General features: G+C 59.0%; 16 protein-coding genes. 3 read left to right on the forward strand and 13 right to left on the reverse strand.

Translation table 11 applies throughout. From position 1 onward, the window contains the following. Window positions 1-173: 173 nt before the first annotated feature. Window positions 174-1,139 (reverse strand): transaldolase, encoded by a 966-nt coding sequence (gene tal, locus PY650_RS15685; RefSeq protein WP_285880293.1) that lies wholly within the window; start codon window positions 1,137-1,139, stop codon window positions 174-176. Window positions 1,140-1,630: 491 nt separating this feature from the next. Between tal and PY650_RS15690 the strand changes: the two genes are divergently transcribed. After that, window positions 1,631-2,620 (forward strand): sugar-binding transcriptional regulator, encoded by a 990-nt coding sequence (locus tag PY650_RS15690; RefSeq protein WP_285880294.1) that lies wholly within the window; start codon window positions 1,631-1,633, stop codon window positions 2,618-2,620. A gap of 38 nt (window positions 2,621-2,658) precedes the next feature. On the opposite strand, the gene PY650_RS15695 is transcribed toward PY650_RS15690, so the two are convergent. Together PY650_RS15695 and PY650_RS15700 are read right to left on the reverse strand one after the other, a co-directional pair. Then, on the reverse strand, window positions 2,659-3,531 hold the full coding sequence (locus tag PY650_RS15695) for a bifunctional helix-turn-helix domain-containing protein/methylated-DNA--[protein]-cysteine S-methyltransferase (protein WP_285880295.1): 873 nt from the start codon (window positions 3,529-3,531) through the stop codon (window positions 2,659-2,661). A 69-nt stretch (window positions 3,532-3,600) separates the two neighbouring features. Further along, window positions 3,601-4,104, reverse strand: a complete 504-nt coding sequence (locus tag PY650_RS15700) for a DUF2244 domain-containing protein (protein WP_285880296.1) — start codon at window positions 4,102-4,104, stop codon at window positions 3,601-3,603. A 22-nt stretch (window positions 4,105-4,126) separates the two neighbouring features. On the opposite strand from PY650_RS15700, the gene nth reads away from it, so the two are divergent. Continuing rightward, window positions 4,127-4,906 (forward strand): endonuclease III, encoded by a 780-nt coding sequence (gene nth / locus PY650_RS15705; RefSeq protein ID WP_432761535.1) that lies wholly within the window; start codon window positions 4,127-4,129, stop codon window positions 4,904-4,906. Between the two features lie 20 nt (window positions 4,907-4,926). Here the strand turns inward: nth and PY650_RS15710 are convergent, their stop codons facing one another. After that, window positions 4,927-5,640, reverse strand: a complete 714-nt coding sequence (locus PY650_RS15710; RefSeq protein ID WP_285880297.1) for a sulfate transporter family protein — start codon at window positions 5,638-5,640, stop codon at window positions 4,927-4,929. A 256-nt stretch (window positions 5,641-5,896) separates the two neighbouring features. Between PY650_RS15710 and PY650_RS15715 the strand changes: the two genes are divergently transcribed. Beyond that, on the forward strand, window positions 5,897-6,748 hold the full coding sequence (locus tag PY650_RS15715) for a MurR/RpiR family transcriptional regulator (protein ID WP_285880298.1): 852 nt from the start codon (window positions 5,897-5,899) through the stop codon (window positions 6,746-6,748). 46 nt (window positions 6,749-6,794) lie between these two features. Here PY650_RS15715 and PY650_RS15720 read toward each other — a convergent pair whose 3' ends face one another. The 9 genes from PY650_RS15720 to PY650_RS15760 form a co-directional block, all read right to left on the reverse strand. Then, window positions 6,795-8,378 carry an FGGY-family carbohydrate kinase gene (locus tag PY650_RS15720; protein ID WP_285880299.1) on the reverse strand — a complete coding sequence of 528 codons (1,584 nt, stop codon included), beginning with the start codon at window positions 8,376-8,378 and terminating at the stop codon, window positions 6,795-6,797. Between the two features lie 20 nt (window positions 8,379-8,398). Continuing rightward, a complete protein-coding gene (locus PY650_RS15725; protein ID WP_285880300.1) occupies window positions 8,399-9,073 on the reverse strand; it encodes an HAD family hydrolase in 675 nt (224 codons plus the stop codon). 101 nt (window positions 9,074-9,174) lie between these two features. Next, the gene (locus PY650_RS15730) at window positions 9,175-10,656 is read right to left on the reverse strand and encodes a mannitol dehydrogenase family protein (protein WP_285880301.1); all 1,482 of its coding nucleotides are present in this window, start codon (window positions 10,654-10,656) and stop codon (window positions 9,175-9,177) included. Between the two features lie 155 nt (window positions 10,657-10,811). After that, window positions 10,812-11,810: an ABC transporter ATP-binding protein gene (locus PY650_RS15735; RefSeq protein ID WP_285880302.1), complete on the reverse strand. Its 999-nt coding sequence runs from the start codon at window positions 11,808-11,810 to the stop codon at window positions 10,812-10,814. Between the two features lie 11 nt (window positions 11,811-11,821). Further along, a complete protein-coding gene (locus PY650_RS15740; protein WP_285880303.1) occupies window positions 11,822-12,664 on the reverse strand; it encodes a carbohydrate ABC transporter permease in 843 nt (280 codons plus the stop codon). A gap of 1 nt (window position 12,665) precedes the next feature. After that, window positions 12,666-13,538: a carbohydrate ABC transporter permease gene (locus PY650_RS15745; RefSeq protein ID WP_285880304.1), complete on the reverse strand. Its 873-nt coding sequence runs from the start codon at window positions 13,536-13,538 to the stop codon at window positions 12,666-12,668. Window positions 13,539-13,688: 150 nt separating this feature from the next. Next, window positions 13,689-15,005 carry an ABC transporter substrate-binding protein gene (locus PY650_RS15750; protein ID WP_285880305.1) on the reverse strand — a complete coding sequence of 439 codons (1,317 nt, stop codon included), beginning with the start codon at window positions 15,003-15,005 and terminating at the stop codon, window positions 13,689-13,691. Between the two features lie 147 nt (window positions 15,006-15,152). Further along, window positions 15,153-16,106: a sugar-binding transcriptional regulator gene (locus PY650_RS15755; RefSeq protein ID WP_285880306.1), complete on the reverse strand. Its 954-nt coding sequence runs from the start codon at window positions 16,104-16,106 to the stop codon at window positions 15,153-15,155. 67 nt (window positions 16,107-16,173) lie between these two features. Continuing rightward, window positions 16,174-16,626 carry an RbsD/FucU family protein gene (locus PY650_RS15760; RefSeq protein ID WP_285880309.1) on the reverse strand — a complete coding sequence of 151 codons (453 nt, stop codon included), beginning with the start codon at window positions 16,624-16,626 and terminating at the stop codon, window positions 16,174-16,176. Window positions 16,627-16,741: the final 115 nt, after the last annotated feature.

The following is a 16,741-nucleotide window of genomic DNA, read 5'->3' on the forward strand; positions in this document are numbered from 1 at the left end:
CCCTTCCGCAGTTGCGCTTCTCTTCGCTCGCCATGACCAGCTCACGGTGGGACTTCCACCCACAAGAATGCGCCCATGCTGGGCGCACCAACAAAAAGGGGCGTCACGATGCGACGCCCCTCGCTCTAACTTGCGTGCGACCCTCTCACAGAGGAGAGGTTTTCACCAACTGCTTAGGCAGCGGCGAGTTGCAGTTCCTTGCCGACCATGGTCCGCAGAGCGACCAGGTCCTTGGCGAATGCGCGAATGCCTTCTGCGAGCTTTTCGGTCGCCATCGCATCTTCGTTCATCATCCAGCGGAAGGTCTTTTCGTCGACTGCGATCTTGGCGACGGAGGTCTTGTTTTCCGGTGAGAGCTTGCGCTCCAGCTTGCCCTCATCCTTGGAGAGTTCGTCGAGCAAGGCCGGGCTGATCGTCAGGCGATCGCAGCCAGCCAGCGCCTCGATTTCGCCGGCGCTACGGAAAGAAGCGCCCATGACGATCGTCTTGATGTCGTTGGCTTTGTAGTAGTTGTAGATCTCGCGCACGGAAATAACGCCCGGATCTTCTTCCGGCGTGAACTCCTTACCAGTCGACTTTTTGTACCAGTCGAGAATGCGGCCAACGAAGGGCGAGATCAGGAAAACCTTGGCGTCGGCGCAGGCAATGGCCTGGGCCTTGCTGAAGAGCAGCGTCAGGTTGCAGTCGATGCCTTCCTTTTGCAACACTTCGGCAGCGCGGATGCCTTCCCAGGTTGAGGCGAGCTTGATCAGGATGCGATCCCGCTCGATGCCGCGTTCCTTATAGGCAGCGATGATGGCGCGCGCCTTGGCAATCGAGGCTTCGGTGTTGAAGGACAGGTCGGCATCGACTTCGGTCGAGACGCGGCCGGGAACGAGACCGGAAAGGGCGGCGCCCACGGAAATTGCCAGACGATCGGCAACGGCTGCTGCAATAGCGTCCGGCGTGCCGCCGTGCTTCTTGCCCCAGGCAACGGCTTCCTTGATCGCATCGGCGAACATCGGCGTGCCGAGCGCCTTGAGGACGATGGTCGGATTGGTCGTGCAGTCGACCGGCTTCAAGCGGGCGACCGCTTCGATATCGCCAGTATCGGCCACGACCGTCGTCATAGCGCGGAGTTGGTCAAGCTTGGATGTCATAATAGGTATCCTTGTTGAATTGGGCCCATGAATTGGGAGATTTTGCCCGGCGAAATTCCGTCCGGTTCGATGGACGACACGAAGACGGTAAGCGGATTGCGCCCTTCCTTCTCCTATGCCTTGGTAACGGGAGAAAAAGCGCGAAAGTTCCATTTCCGGTGGACGGTCAAAGCAGCGAGGAAGCTATTGCCTAAGACAGGCTTTTCGCCGAAACCGAGCGCCCTATATGGCTCTCTGCTTGGGCAGACACGTCCACGGCGCAGCGCTTGCACAATGTCCTCCTCGACTGGACAAAGACCGACTTCCTCACCGCGACTATCATCAATCTCGCGACGAAAAGTCAAGGACATTTGTGCATTTCAATTGACATAAGTTTCAGGCCATAGAATATCGGCAGTAGAAAAGCTGATCTTGCCGCCTTGTCATCTGCAACCTTGTCGCTTGCGATCATTAAATTAAAAAGGGCGCGCAAAAATCTTGCCGGAGGACCTGTGGCCAAACTTAGACGCGGGACACACACCGCCTATTCCGAGACGGCGTCTTTGAGGCTGCGCGCGGCTTGGCTCTATTACAATCAGGGCCTGACACAGAAGGACGTCGCCGAACAGCTCGGTATCAGCCGCACCACCGTCATCCGTCTGCTGGACGAGGCAATGCGTCGCAGCGAAGTACAGATCTGGATCAACGAAGGCATCGACGACTGCGTCGAACTGGCGATCAAGCTCGAGCGCGCCTATGGGCTGGACGAGGCGATCGTCGTTCCCTCGCCTGCAAGCGCTGATGTCGACGCCCAGGCAAAAAGCGTCGGCCTGGCGCTTGGCCAGTTTCTGACCGAGGCAATCCCCGACAACTATACGATTGGCGTCGGCTGGGGCCGGACCATGACGGCCTCGCTGGCGAGTTTCCGCCCGCCGCGCCGCGACAACTGCAAAGTGGTTTCGCTGCTCGGCGGCATCGTTGCCGTCCAGCAGACCAATCCGATCGATTATACCTGGCGCTTGGCAAGCCAGCTCGGCGCGGAATGCTATATGTTCCTGGCGCCTCTTCTCGTCGATTCCATCGAGACGAAGCGCAATCTGATCGAAAAATGCGGTCTTGAGGCGATCTACCGGCTGGCCGAAAGCCTCGATCTCGCCATCGTCAGCTGCGGCGACATCGGCCCCCGCTCGACCTCGTTGTCGGAAGGTTTCATCTCGAAGCAGGTGCTGGATCAGTTGATCGAAGCCGGCTGCGTCTGCGATACCATGTTCAATTTCCTCGATGCCGAAGGCAATTCCGTCGATCATCCGATCAACAAGCGCGTCATGTCGGTCGATCTCGGCACGCTGAAGAAGGCCAAGCACATCGTACTCTCCTCCGGCGGCGCGCACCGCGCCCTGGCGATCCGCGCCACCATCAAGCGCATCGGCTGTAACACCTTGATCACGGACGAAAGTGCGGCAAAGGCGCTACTGCAGATGGCTATGGCAAAGGCGGCCTAGAGCGCTTGTTCTTCCAACTACTGCGAAGACAAGACCTCTCACGCCCTCCCGGCTTCCCAGCCGAGCATCGCCCGCTTGCGCGTCAGGCCCCAGTGATAGCCGGTGAGATCGCCGTTCTTGCCGAGCGCGCGGTGACAGGGGACGACGAAGGAGACGGGGTTGCGGCCGACCGCGGCACCCACCGCGCGCATCGCCGTCGGCTGACCGATATCCTTGGCGATATCGGAATAGGTGACGGCCCGGCCCATCGGAATCTTCAACAGGCTTTCCCAGACCCGCACCTGGAAATCCGTGCCGATTAATACGACCCGCAACGGCTGTTGGCTCGACCATTTCGACGGCTCGAAAATCCGCGCCGCATAGGGCGTGGTCGCCTGCAGGTCCTCGACATACTGCGCGTTCGGCCAACGACAGGTCATGTCTTCCAGGCAAGCCTTTTCATCGCCGGAATCGCTGAAGGCGAGGCCCGCAAGGCCGCGGTCGGTGACCATGATCAGCGCCAGGCCGAAAGGCGAGATGTGAAACCCGTAGCGAATGACCAGCCCGCCGCCTTTCGCCTTCCATTCGCCGGGCGACATGGCCTCATGCGTGACGAAGAGATCGTGCAGCCGGCTTGGACCGGACAAACCCACTTCGAACGAGGTTTCCAGCAAGGGCAGATCTTCCTCGCGCAGCAGCCGCTTGGCATGATCGAGCGTCACCGCCTGCAGGAAGGCCTTGGGCGACAATCCGGCCCAACGCGTAAAAGTCTTCTGTAACTGGGTCGGCGATTGCCCGAGCCGATCGGCGATTGCCTCCAGTGACGGCTGGTCGCGATAATCCTCAGTGATGAGTTCGATCACCCGGCGGACGGTATCATAGTCCGGCCCGTCCGGCGTGACGTCTTTCTTCAACTGCGCGATAGCATTCATAGTCTTTCTCCTTGTGGGCCAGATCACCACGAAGAAGGCGAAGAAACCACCCGTTTCTTGCTTGAGCGCTTATATCCGTTGCGTCACCGTCGCAAGCGCACGTTTAAAAGCCTTCGCGAAGCTCTCCCGATCCTCGGGATTGAGGAAGGAGCCGACATCGGTGTCATGGCTTGTGTCGCGGACATGCATCGACACAACGCCGATTTCCCTGTGCCGGCGGACGAGGAAACGCGTCCAGAACGGATTGAAGCGATGCTCGACCATGCGGCCAGAAGGCGAGAATTTGCGGATCGAAACGTCGGTGCGCGACACGGTGACCTCCTCCCGGACCCTTCCCGAACGGTAGTTCAGCCAGAAGGCGCCGTAGAGCAGGATGAAATCCGCACCTAAGAAGAGGCCGATCGGCCATGCGCCGCGAAGGATGAACACGACGCCATAGATCAGACAGAACACCCCCGTCAGGGTCAGCATCACCTTGAACCCCTTTCGCCCAAGCGAACGATGGGGAAACAATTCGGCGGCGAAGATCGGCCTGCTCGTGTCGGTGTCAGTATCGGCGTTGCGTTCGGTCATAGGACTTGAGTATAGGTCGTTCATGGCAAATCCCAAGATCAAATCCAGCGCGCAGAACGCGAAAAAGTCAAATGCGGGGGCAAGCCGCAAGAAGGCTTTCAAAAGCCCCTATTCCAAGGCGGATTTGGACGAAATCTTCCGTCGCTTCTCCATTCAGCGGCCTGAGCCGAAAGGAGAGCTGGAACATGTCAATCCCTTTACCCTCGTGGTTGCCGTGGCTCTGTCGGCACAGGCAACCGATGCCGGCGTCAACAAGGCGACCCGTGCCCTCTTCGCCGTCGCCGATGGGCCGCAAAAGATGCTCGATCTCGGCGAAGAGCGCATCCGCGACTACATCAAAACGATCGGCCTTTACCGCAACAAGGCAAAGAACGTCGTGGCGTTATCGGAAAAACTGATCCGGGATTTCGACGGCGAGGTGCCGCAGACGCGCGAGGAGCTGATGACGCTGCCGGGCGTCGGCCGCAAGACCGCCAACGTCGTGCTCTCTATGGCCTTCGGCCAAGCAACGCTCGCCGTCGACACTCATATTTTCCGTATTGCCAATCGCCTGCTGCTTGCGCCCGGCAAGACGCCGGACGAGGTCGAACAACGGCTGATGAAGGTGATCCCGGATCAATATCTCTACCATGCTCATCACTGGCTGATCCTTCACGGGCGCTATGTCTGCAAGGCGCGCAAGCCGGAATGCGAGCGCTGCGTCATCGCAGACCTCTGTCGCTCGCCGGAAAAGACCTGGGATATACCCGCGCCATTGGTCCCGCTGCCACCGCAGCAGATCGGCGCGGAGGTTGCGGATTAGAGCGGCAGCCGCGCCTGGTGTCAGATGCGGCGAGCCGCTTCCTTCTCGGAAAGAAGCTTGTGCAGGTGCACCATCATCCCTGCCGCAAACAGCGGCGTCAAAAGATTGACGATGGGAATGGCGAGGAAGGCGGCGATCACCAGGCCTGAAAGAAAGACAGTGAAACCATACTTGATGCGAAACCGCCGCGCCTCCTGCGGTGGCCGAAAGCGCATAGCGGCGAATTCGAAGAATTCCCGGCCGAGCAGATAGCCGTTCACCAGGAAAAACGCGATGAGATTGACGCCGGGAATGAAGAGTAGAAGCAGCGCAATGATGTTGCCAACGAGGACGACGCCGAGGAATCTTAGTGAACTCCTCATGGCCGCAGCAAACGGCAGAGCTTTTCCCGGCGCATCGGCCGGATAATCTCGTTTCTCCACCACCTCGGCGACTTCATCGAGAAAGAGACCTGCGATCACCGCTGTTATCGGCGAAATCAGCAGCGCCAATAATAGTGCCAGACCAAGACCAGCCAGAACTGCAAGGACAAAGGTGAGCCAGCTCGTCCAATCAGGTATGGGCGGCATGAAGCTCTGTAACCAGGGCAAGACATAGCTAAGGAAGGTGCTGCGCAGCACAAACCAGAGAGCGACAAGCGCGAACAACGTCAGTCCGAGAACCTTCCATAAAACCTTGCGCGTTTCGGCTGCAAAGAGGTTTGCGATGGAAAGACGCGCGGCATGGATGATCATTCGTCAGATATCCCCTTGGGCGTGGCCGGATATGTAAATGGTGATTGCATTAAAATCGATATTTTAACGTATCACGCGTAATATCCATCACCCATTTGAATTGTTGTAATAAAGTACATACTAATATATTTTGGGTGTCATACAAAAAACAACAACCTAAACATGATCACCGGTCCTCAAAAATTTGCAAGCAACCCGATTGTTTCCGCATTCGGCGCGAGCGCACTTCGGATAGACCGTCAGCGGGGCGTGACATTTGGAAGACCTTGGCCAGAAACTGAGACAATATATCAAGACAGGCACTCCTGCCGAGCGCCGAATAGCCAAGTATTTTTCCGAACATTTGACAGAGTTGCCCTTTGAAACCGCCTCTTCCGTCGCCGACAGGCTGGAGCTGAGCCCGATGACCGTCGGGCGCTTTTTGCGGTCGCTCGGCTATCAGGGCCTGGACGGCATCAAAGTGCACCTGAGAGAAAATGTAGCGCCGGTGGCGCTGCAGCTACCAAACGTTCTGGAGCAATTGCAAAAGGACGCCAACGAGGGTCGCCCGATCGCCGGCCAGATCGCCGAGCAAGTCGAGATGCTCCAGCATATCTATAATCTCACCACCCAGCCGCAATGGCTGGATGCGGTTGCGACCATCCTTTCGGCCAGCGAGGTTTTCGTGACCGCACATCTTAGCCTTGCGAGCCTCGGGCGCCATCTCTGCGACCGCCTCGCATTTGCCCGCGACCATGTGCAGTTCCTCGATGGCGCCAACGGCAGCTATATCGAGCTGCTCGGGCACCAATCGAACGACGCGTTGGTGGTGATCATCGATTCGCCCCGCTTCGTCACCTCACGGCTGCTTGCGCGCTCCGTTCGCCGCTCCGGCTACAAGGTCCTGTTGATCACCAGCCAATATACCGAATGGGCACATGAATTCGCCAACATGACGCTGTCGTTGCCGCCCTTGCGCCCCGGCACTCACGAAAACCTGTCGGCGATGATGGCGCTGCTGGAATTCCTGGCTGCCACCGTCGTTCAGGCCGCCGGTGAAGAGGCCGAGACCCGCATCCGCAGGATCGAGGAATTGGAGGGCATGTTCGCCCACGCGCCGCTTCGGTAACGATCGGCAAGCGACGACATGACCGCTGGAAACGCCTTCCGAGTTTTTATTCCATGGAATCCAGTTCGGCGCGATGGCGATACATGGCGAGAAATCGCCGATACTCGCGGTCGTATAGCGTCTTTTTGCACTTGTCCGGCAAGCGTTCGTGACCGCCGGGATACATGGCCGCACCGGCCGCCGCGAGGCTCTCGTAGAGGCCGCAGGCGACAGAAGCCGCAATAGCCGTTCCCAGCAGCACCGCCTCGTTCATCTTCGGCACCACCACCTTGCAGCCGGTGACATCGGAGTAAAGCTCCATCAGCACCGCATTCTTCACATGGCCGCCGGCGACATGCAGCGTATCGGGTACGTAGCCATAATCATGCATCTTCTCGAGAATATGGCGAATGCCGAGCGCGACGCCGATGCTGGTTCGCCAATAGAGACGGCAGAGGCCGTCGAAGGATGCATCCAGCGTCAAGCCGCTGACGACACCGACCGCGTGCGGATCGGCAAGCGGTGATCGATTGCCGTGGAAATCCGGAAGCACATGGATGCGCTCGCCAAAGGCATCACCCTCGACGGCGCGCAGCTCGGTGATGCGTTTCACGATGCGATCGTGCAAGGCCGCCGTCGGTTCGCCGCCGGCCGCATGCATGGCGACGATGTGGTCGAGCAGCGCGCCCGTCGCCGATTGCCCGGCTTCGACTAGCCAGGTGTCCGGAAACACCGCTTCATAATAGGGTCCCCACATGCCGGTGCTGCGCTTGCGCTCACGCGAGAAGGAGACGACGCAGCTCGACGTGCCGGCAATCAGTGCCAGTTGGTGCTCCAGCGCGCTGAGATCGCCGGAATGGCCTGCGAGCGTACCGAGTGCGCCGGCATAGGCGTCGATCATTCCCGCGCCGACATGGCACTCGCGGTCGAGCCCCAAAGCATCAGCTGCTTCCGCCGTCAACGTACCGACGCTTTGCCCGACCGGAGCTGTCTGTTCCGGCAGGCTGCCGCGTTCGCGCAGATCGCCAAGGCCAATCACATTGAGGAAATCCGGCTGCCAGCCGGGCTGGCGATGGGCGAGATAATTCCATTTCGCCGTCAGCGTACAGCGTGAGCGTGCAAGCGAACCTGTTGCCTTCCAGGTCATGAAATCGGCGAGATCGAAGAAATAACCCGCCTTGGCCCAACTCTGCGGCAGATTTTTCTTGAGCCACATCAGCTTCGGCATCTCCATTTCCGGCGACATGAAGTGGCCGGAATGTTCCAGAACCGGATGCTTGGTGGCCGTACAGAAATCCGCTTCGGCAAGCGCCCGGTGATCGAGCCAGACGATGGTGTCGAACCGATCTTCGCCGCCAATCGAAACCGTAAGCGGTTTGCCGTTCGTATCGCGCACCACAAGCGAACAGGTGGCGTCGAAACCGATGGCGCCGATAACGGATGCATCGACGCCGGCAGCCGTGACAGCAGCGCGCACGGCAGTGCAGACCGCGGCCCAGATGTTTTCGGAATCATGCTCGGCGTGGTTCTCACGCGGGCGGTTCATGAAGATCGGATGTTCGCCCTTGCCCAGCAGGGCACCGCGCGAAGTGAACACCCCGGCACGGGCGCTGCCAGTGCCGATATCGACCGCAACCACGTGATCACGCATACAGAAGGGGCCCCGTCCACTTACGTCTTATTGCGGACAAGGTGTATCAAATCCGGCATTGCGTCAAACACCACTTCAGGAGAAAGCCGCTCAAGTTCAGCCCTGTAACTCGGCGAATGGGCATGCGAGCCGCCGGTGAAGGCGAAAACCGTCATGCCGGCCGCCCTTGCCGCCGTAATCCCAGCCGGGCTGTCTTCGACGACGATGCAGTTTTGGGGAGCGACCTGCATCTGCTTGGCGGCATAAAGGAAGAGATCGGGCGCCGGTTTGCCACGCTTGACCATGCTGGCGCTGAAAATATTCGGCTCCAGCCGCTCCAACAGACCGGTAACGCCGAGCGACAACCGGATGCGCTCCATCTGGCTGGAGGAGGCGACACAACGTGGAATGGCCAGCGTATCCAGCGTCTCAGCAATGCCGCCGATCGGCTTCAGCTCGTGCCGAAAGCGGTCATACAGGTCGTTGCGGATGCGATCGAGAAAATCCTGATCGATGAACACGTCGAATTCGGTCTCCAGCGTGTCGACGAGCGTGGCAAGGCTTTTGCCGAGGAACCGGCTGTAGATGTCTTCCTCGTTCATATCCACGCCGACATCGTGCATCGCGTCGATAAGCACGCTGACGGATAGCGGCTCGCTGTCTACGAGCACACCATCGCAATCGAAGATTACGAGCCCCTTCTCCGCATCAGTCATCGCTGATCCAACCCGAATCTTGTTTTCCGCCGCATCCCATCGAACGCAGGTTTTGACCATAAAAATTCGGCCGGGAATTGAGCGCCCCGGCCGATGGATAGTTATTCCGCGAGTTTGTTGTCGAGGTATAGCTGCAGGGTGGCCCGCGTCCCCTTTTCCCACAGTGTTTTTAATGCATGGGCAAAGCGCTTGCGGAAAAGATCCGACTTGGCGACGTTGCCGAAGATATCGTCGAAGACGAGAAAGGCGTTCGGATCATCCTTGGCCTTCAGCGCTGCGGCATGCAGCCGGTCCGCGCTGGCATCGTTGAAGACAATCTCCTTGCCGCTGTCCGTCCCGCCGGCGAAGTAGCGGCACCACAGTGCCGAAACCAGCGCCAGGCCCACGACATCTTCGTTGCGGCGCAGACGGTCGGCAGTTGACGGCAGGATGAACTTCGGCTGCCGGTTCGAACCGTCCTGCGCCAGGCGCGGAATGGTGTCGGCAATCTTCCGATTGGAGAAGCGCCGCTCGATCAGATTGAAATAATCGGCAAGAACCGTATCTGGCACCGGCGGGATCACGGGAATGATCTCCTCGTTCTCGAGCTTGGCGAGGTAAGCGCGGATCAGGGGCTCTTCCATGGCCTCGTGCACGAAATGAACATCCATCAGCGCCGCCGGATAGGCGATTGCCGCATGGCCGCCGTTGAGGATGCGGATCTTCATGTGCTCATAGGGCGTAACATCCGGCACGAAGGTGACGCCGACCTTTTCCAGCGCCGGGCGGCCCGCCGGGAAATTGTCTTCCAGCACCCATTGCTTGAACTCTTCGCAATAAACCGGCCAGTTGTCCTCGATATCGAAGACTTCCTTCAGCAGATCGATCTCGCGGGCACCGGTCGCCGGCGTGATGCGGTCGACCATGCCATTCGGGAAGGCGACATTGGTGGCAATCCAGTCGGCAAAGGCCGGATCTGAAAGCTTCGCCGTACCGACGACGGCCGCTTTGGTGACGCCGCCATTGTGGGGAATGTTGTCGCAGGACATGACGGTGAAGGGCTTGAGGCCGGCCGCGCGGCGAGCCTTGAGGCCGGCGACGATCAGGCCGAACACCGTCTTCGGCGCATCCGCATTCTGACCGTCTGCAACGATGGCCGGATGGCCGGGATTGAACTTGCCGGAGGCGTCGATGAAATAGCCGCCTTCGGTGATCGTCATCGAGACGATGCGGATCGAAGGGTCGGCGAGCTTGGCGATGATGGTCTTGTCGTCGCCGACCGGCAGGATGTCGATCATCGGCGCCGTAACGCGCGCTGCGGTGCGATTATTGTCCTGCTCGACCACCGTCGTCAGGAAATTCTGCGCTGCGAGCTTCTCGCGCATGGCGACGTCCGAAGGCAGCACGCCGGCGCCGATGATCGCCCAATCATGGTCCTGGCCGGCATTGAAGAGGTCGTCAAGGTAGATTGCCTGATGGGCGCGATGGAAATTTCCGACGCCGAAATGAACGATGCCCGCCGACAGCGATTTTGGATCGTAGGCCGGGATGGCAGCCGTTGCAGCCGCCTCCTGAAGGGTTGCGAGCGATAATTTGCACGTCATGTCTCAAGTCCTTCTGAAAGGTCTTTTGCTCCGGAGGGGTTGGGAATACTTCTCCGGTTAGGATAACTTGGGCTTACCCGCATCGACGGATGCGGGCCCAAGTTTAAATGGCATTCGCCTGCCCGTGCGAGCCGGGCATGGCAAGGGCGTTTGATCTAGATCGCTCGCCCCGTTTCGCTGAACCGGTGGATGCGGGCCTTGTCGGGTGTCAGATAGACGGTATCGCCGGCACGTGCAGGGAAATCGCCGGTGCCGCGCGCCGTAATCGTGCCGATGCCATCGGCATCGATATGCAGGAACGTGTCTGAGCCGAGATGCTCCGCAACATTCACCTTGCCCTGCCAGTCACCTTCGGTGGTCGACAGCAGCACGTGTTCCGGACGGACGCCGATGGTATGGGCACCGAGGCTCTGCGCGTAGGCGCCCGTGACGAAGTTCATCTTCGGCGAACCTATGAAGCCTGCAACAAAAAGGTTCCGCGGGTTACGGTATAGCTCGAGCGGCGAACCGACCTGCTCCACATTGCCGCGGTTCAGGACCACGATCTTGTCGGCCATGGTCATGGCCTCGACCTGGTCGTGGGTCACGTAAATCATTGTCGTCTTGAGCTGCTGGTGCAGTTCGCTGATTTCGAGACGCATGTTGACGCGCAATGCCGCATCGAGGTTCGACAACGGCTCGTCGAAGAGGAAGGCGGCAGGCTGGCGGACGATGGCGCGACCGATCGCCACGCGTTGGCGCTGACCGCCAGAGAGCTGGCGCGGCTTGCGCTCCAGATAGTCCGTCAAGTTCAGGACGCGGGCGGCGTCCGCCACCTTCTTGTCGATTTCCGCCTGCGGCATGTTGGCCATCTTGAGCGGAAAGGCGATGTTCTTGCGAACGCTCATATGCGGATAAAGCGCATAGGACTGGAACACCATGGCAAGGCCGCGTGCGGCTGGCGCCAGATTGGTGCCATCCTTGCCGTCGATTAAAATCTGTCCGCCGGAAACATCCTCGAGGCCTGCGATCAGACGCAGCAGCGTCGACTTGCCGCAACCGGAGGGGCCGACGAACACGACGAACTCGCCGTCATTGATGTCAAGGTCGATGGACGGGATGACCTTGGCTTCGCCGAAGACCTTTGAAACCTTCTTAAGGACAATGCTACCCATGTTTCTCTTCCTTACTTAACCGCGCCGAAGGTGAGGCCGCGAACGAGTTGTTTTTGCGAGAACCAGCCTAGAATCAGGATCGGGGCAATCGCCATGGTCGATGCTGCTGAAAGCTTAGCGTAGAACAAGCCTTCCGGGCTGGAATAGGAGGCAATGAAGGTGCTGAGCGGCGCCGCGTCGACCGCGGAGAGGTTCAGCGTCCAGAAGGCCTCGTTCCATGCGAGGATGATGTTGAGCAGCATCGTCGAGGCAAGGCCCGGGATCGCCATCGGCGTCAGCACGTAGATAATCTCCTTGGCAAGCGACGCGCCGTCCATGCGAGCCGCTTCGAGGATCTCGCCGGGGATTTCCTTGAAGTAGGTGTAGAGCATCCAGACAATGATCGGCAGGTTGATCAGCATTAGCACGACGACCATGCCGAGGCGGCTGGCGAACTGGTTGTTGAGCAGGCCGAAAGCCTGGAACAGCAGGTAGATCGGGATGAAGGCGCCGACCGGCGGCATCATCTTGGTGGACAACATCCACATCAGCACGTCCTTGGTGCGCTTGGTCGGCGAAAATGCCATGGCCCAGGCAGCCGGAACGGCAACGATCAAACCGAGGATCGTCGAGCCGAAAGCGATGAGGACCGAGTTACCGAAGTGAAGGAAATAGTTCGAGCGCGATTGCACCTCGAAATAATTCTCCAGCGTCCAATGGAAGAAGAGGAACTGCGGAGGCGAAGCGACGGCGTCGCCTTCTGTCTTGAAGCTTGTCAGGAACGTCCAGAGGATCGGGAAGAAGATCAGGATCGCGACGATCCAGGCAGCGATGGATACGACCACCTTGCGTTTGGTTGAGACAGAGCGAGCCATCTTAAGCCTCCAGATTCTTGCCGACTGCGCGCATCAGGAAGATCGCGACGATATTAGCGAGAATGACGGCGATGATGCCGCCCGCCGATGCGCCGCCGACATCTTGCTGCAGAACGAGCTGCGAATAGACCAGGTAAGTAAGGTTGGTCGTGGCTGTGCCGGGACCGCCATTGGTGGTCACCAGGATTTCGGCGAAGGCTGAGAGCAGGAAGATCGTCTCGATGAGGATGACGACCGTGATCGCTCGTGCCAGATGCGGCAGGACGATGTAGATGAACTTCGAAACCGCGCCGGCGCCGTCCATTTCGGCGGCTTCCTTCTGTTCTTCGTCGAGTGACTGCAATGCCGTCAGCAGGATGAGCGTTGCGAAGGGCAGCCACTGCCAGGCAACGATGATGATGATCGAAAATAGGGGAACCGTCTCCAGCCAGGTCAGCGGTTCGAGCCCGAAAAACTTGAAAAGATGCGCCAGAAGCCCGTTTACGGGGTTCATGAACATATGTTTCCAAACAAGAGCGGCGACCGTCGGCATGACGAAGAAGGGCGCTAGCACCAACATGCGCACGATGCTTTGGCCGAAGATCGGCTGATCGAGAAGGAGCGCGAGAGCAATGCCGCCGACCACCGTGATGATCAACGCGCCGCCCACGAGCAAAAGCGTGACAAGCAACGAATTCCAGAAGGCCGGGTCGGTGACGAAATATTGGTAGTTGAGGAGCCCGACGAATTCATGCTCGCCGGGGGACATGAGATTGTAGTTGAGGGTCGAGAAGTAGATCGTCATGACCAGCGGGACGATCATCCACGCAAAGAGAAGCAACACAGAGGGCGCCATCATGACGCGGGCGGTAGAACGGGTGTGTAGCGTTGCCATGGCAAGTACCGACCTATCTTATAGCAGGGGGAAGTGGCCGTGGACCGGACCGGCTAAAATAAAGAAGGCCGCCGAAGAGCAGTTCGGGCACCCGGCGGCCTAAGGGAGGGAGCGCTACCAGGCGCTCCCTCCTTACCCTTGGGAGGTTTCTTATTTCGGATAGCCAGCCTTGGTCATTTCACGGCTGGTCAGTTGCTGCGCGGCCTTGAGGGCTTGATCGACGGGAATCTGACCTGCAAGGGCAGCGGAGAACTGCTGGCCGACGGCGGTGCCGATACCCTGGAATTCAGGGATAGCGACGAACTGGACGCCGACATAAGGAACCGGCTTAACGGTCGGGTGAGCCGGATCAGCCGCGTTGATCGAGTCGAGCGTCATCTTCGCGAAAGGTGCTGCCTTCTGATAGTCCGCATTCGCATAGAGCGAGGCGCGGGTGCCGGGAGGTGCATTCAGCCAGCCTTCCTTCTGGGCAACGAGATTGGTGTAATCCTTGCTGGTTGCCCATTCGATGAACTTCTCAGCAGCTTCGGTCTTCTTCGAAGAGGCCGGAACCGCCAAGCTCCATGCCCAAAGCCAGTTGCCGCGCTTGCCAAGGCCCTTGTCCGGCGCCAGGGCGAAGCCAACCTTGTCGGCTACCTTCGATTGCTTCGGGTCGGAAACGAAGGAAGCTGCGACCGTCGCGTCGATCCACATACCGCACTTGCCGGTCTGGAACAGCGAGAGGTTTTCGTTGAAGCCGTTGGACGAAGCGCCCGGAGGGCCGGCGTCCTTCATCAGCTTGACGTAGAAGTCCAGCGTGTCTTTCCATTCCGGCTGATCGAACTGCGGCTTCCACTTCTCGTCGAACCAGCGAGCGCCGAACGAATTCGACATCGCCGTCAGAAATGCCATGTTTTCGCCCCAGCCAGCCTTGCCGCGAAGGCAGATGCCGTAGATTTCATGATCCTTGTCGGCAATCTTGCGGGCTGCGTCGGCGATGAAGTCCCAGGTCGGCGCATCCGGCATCTTCAAGCCGGCCTTTTCGAACAGGTCCTTACGGTACATCACCATCGAGCTTTCGCCGTAGAACGGCGCAGCATAGAGTTTCCCGTCCACCGTCAGGCCACTGCGGATAGGCGGGAGAATGTCATCCACATCATAATTCTTGTCGGCAGTAAGCTTATCGAGCGGGGCGAGCCAGCCGAGCTTACTCCAGATCGGCACTTCATAGGTGCCGATCGTCAGCACGTCATATTGGCCGCCTTTGGTAGCGATGTCGGTCGTAACCTTCTGGCGCAATACGTTTTCTTCGAGCGTGACCCACTGCAGGTCAATGTCGGGGTTCTTGGCTTTGAAATCGTCCGTAAGCTTCTGCATACGGACCATGTCGCCATTGTTCACAGTAGCAATCGTGAGGGTTTCGGCGGACGCCATTCCAGCAAACACCAGTGCGGAGCATGCGCCCAGCAGGAAAGTTTTCAATTTCATATCTTCCTCCCAGAAGATCAAATGATGAGCATTCGCTTTGCTCGTGAGCAATTACTCGTCTTTTGCCGCAAAATGTCAATGCGGATTCGTTGCTGCGTTGCCGAACATGCAGCTCATCTATTTGTTTTTACGATGTTTATTTTTTGCTCAGTCCTTGAGCAAAAATTCAGCAACCGCTTCGTCGGTGATCAAACCATTGATCTGGTGGCCTCTAACGGCAGCCTTGATGGCCTCGAACTTGCGTTTGCCCTTGGCGATTCCTATGACCGAGGAGGCTTCGCGCGGCGGAAGCGGTGCGCTGGCGACCCGGTCGTTGACGTCGTCCGACATCAGCTTGCCCTCGCCATCGAAGACCCAGCCGCAGATTTCGCCTGCCGCTCCCCGCTTCATCAATGCCAGCATCTCGTCCTTCTCGAGAAAACCATCGAGACACAGCGGCGCCTCGACGCCCATCTCGCCGATGCCGACGAAAGTCACGTCGGCCTGTGCGCTGATATCGAGCGTCGAGCGTACCAGCGCCTGCGCATGCAGAAGTTCGCGTTCGGCGGCCGAGGAAACGAGAACCGGCAACGGCATCGGATAGTGCCGCGCCTTGACCGCATCGGCCATGCTGAAGATGACATTGTAATAGGCGGCCGAACCGTCCGGACCGATATTGCCCGTCAGCGATACGACGCGATGCTGCGGACATTCGATGACTGGCAGTTGATCGACGGCGGCTTTCAGCGTGCGGCCGGTACCGATCGCCAGCACGATCGGATCGCTTCGCTTCAGCCAACGCTCGATTTCTGCGGCCCCCGCTTCGGCAATGCCCACCGTGGACGATGTCCCGTCCGGATCGCTCGGCACCACTTCGACATGCCTGAGCTTGAACTTTTCGCGTAGCGCCACCGCATATTCGAGGCAGGCGGCGATCGGATGATCCAGCCGCACCTTGATCAGCCGCTCGGCAACCGCGAGCGACACCAGCCGCTGAGCCGATTGTCGGGAGATACCCATGGCGATGGCGATCTCGTCCTGCGTCCGCCCGGCAACGTAATACAGCCAGCCAGCTCGCGCCGCGTCGTCAAGCCGCCCTTGGGAATCCAACTTCCTGGCCATCACGTTCCTTCGTAGATGCGAAAACAGCGCCGCTTTTTCCAGACGGAGCTTTGATGCGGTACGTTACTCAGTTTTCCGGCGGAATGACGCCTTTGGTCAAGGTAAAACAACCATAGAAGCGGCGCTCTCCGGTCTGGATCACGCAATAAGCGGTTTTTGCCCGCTCATAGAAAGCGAAACGCTCGACTGACGTCAAAGGCCAATGTTTGTCTTCGGCGCGATTGATCGCGGCCTGCACTTCTTCCTGAACCTGCGGCACGACGTCCGGCGCACCGACCACTTCCATACGCGTCGCCGCGTCGGCGACGAACGTATCGAGCGGCATCAGCGACAGGACGGCCGCAACGGCTTCGGGCGCCGACACATTGTCGATCCGCAGAAGGTGACCGAGCCTCGTCTGGCGCGCAACGGCGTCGGCAGGAAAATTCGTATCGACGATCGCCAGCATGTCGCCATGCCCCATCGATTTCAACGCATGCAGCACATCCGCATTCAATAGCGGCGAAATTCCCTTCAGCATGAACGAGCCTCCTCCAGCTCTTCGATCGGCGGCAATTCTATAGCCGCGCTCCTTATTGGGACGAAAGAAGTAATCGCGGCGCCGATCTCTGTCCATAGCCGCCGTGAACGTTATC

The sequence above is a fragment of the Martinezella calliandrae genome, from assembly GCF_030272695.1.
Classification (GTDB): Bacteria; Pseudomonadota; Alphaproteobacteria; order Rhizobiales; family Rhizobiaceae; genus Rhizobium; species Rhizobium calliandrae.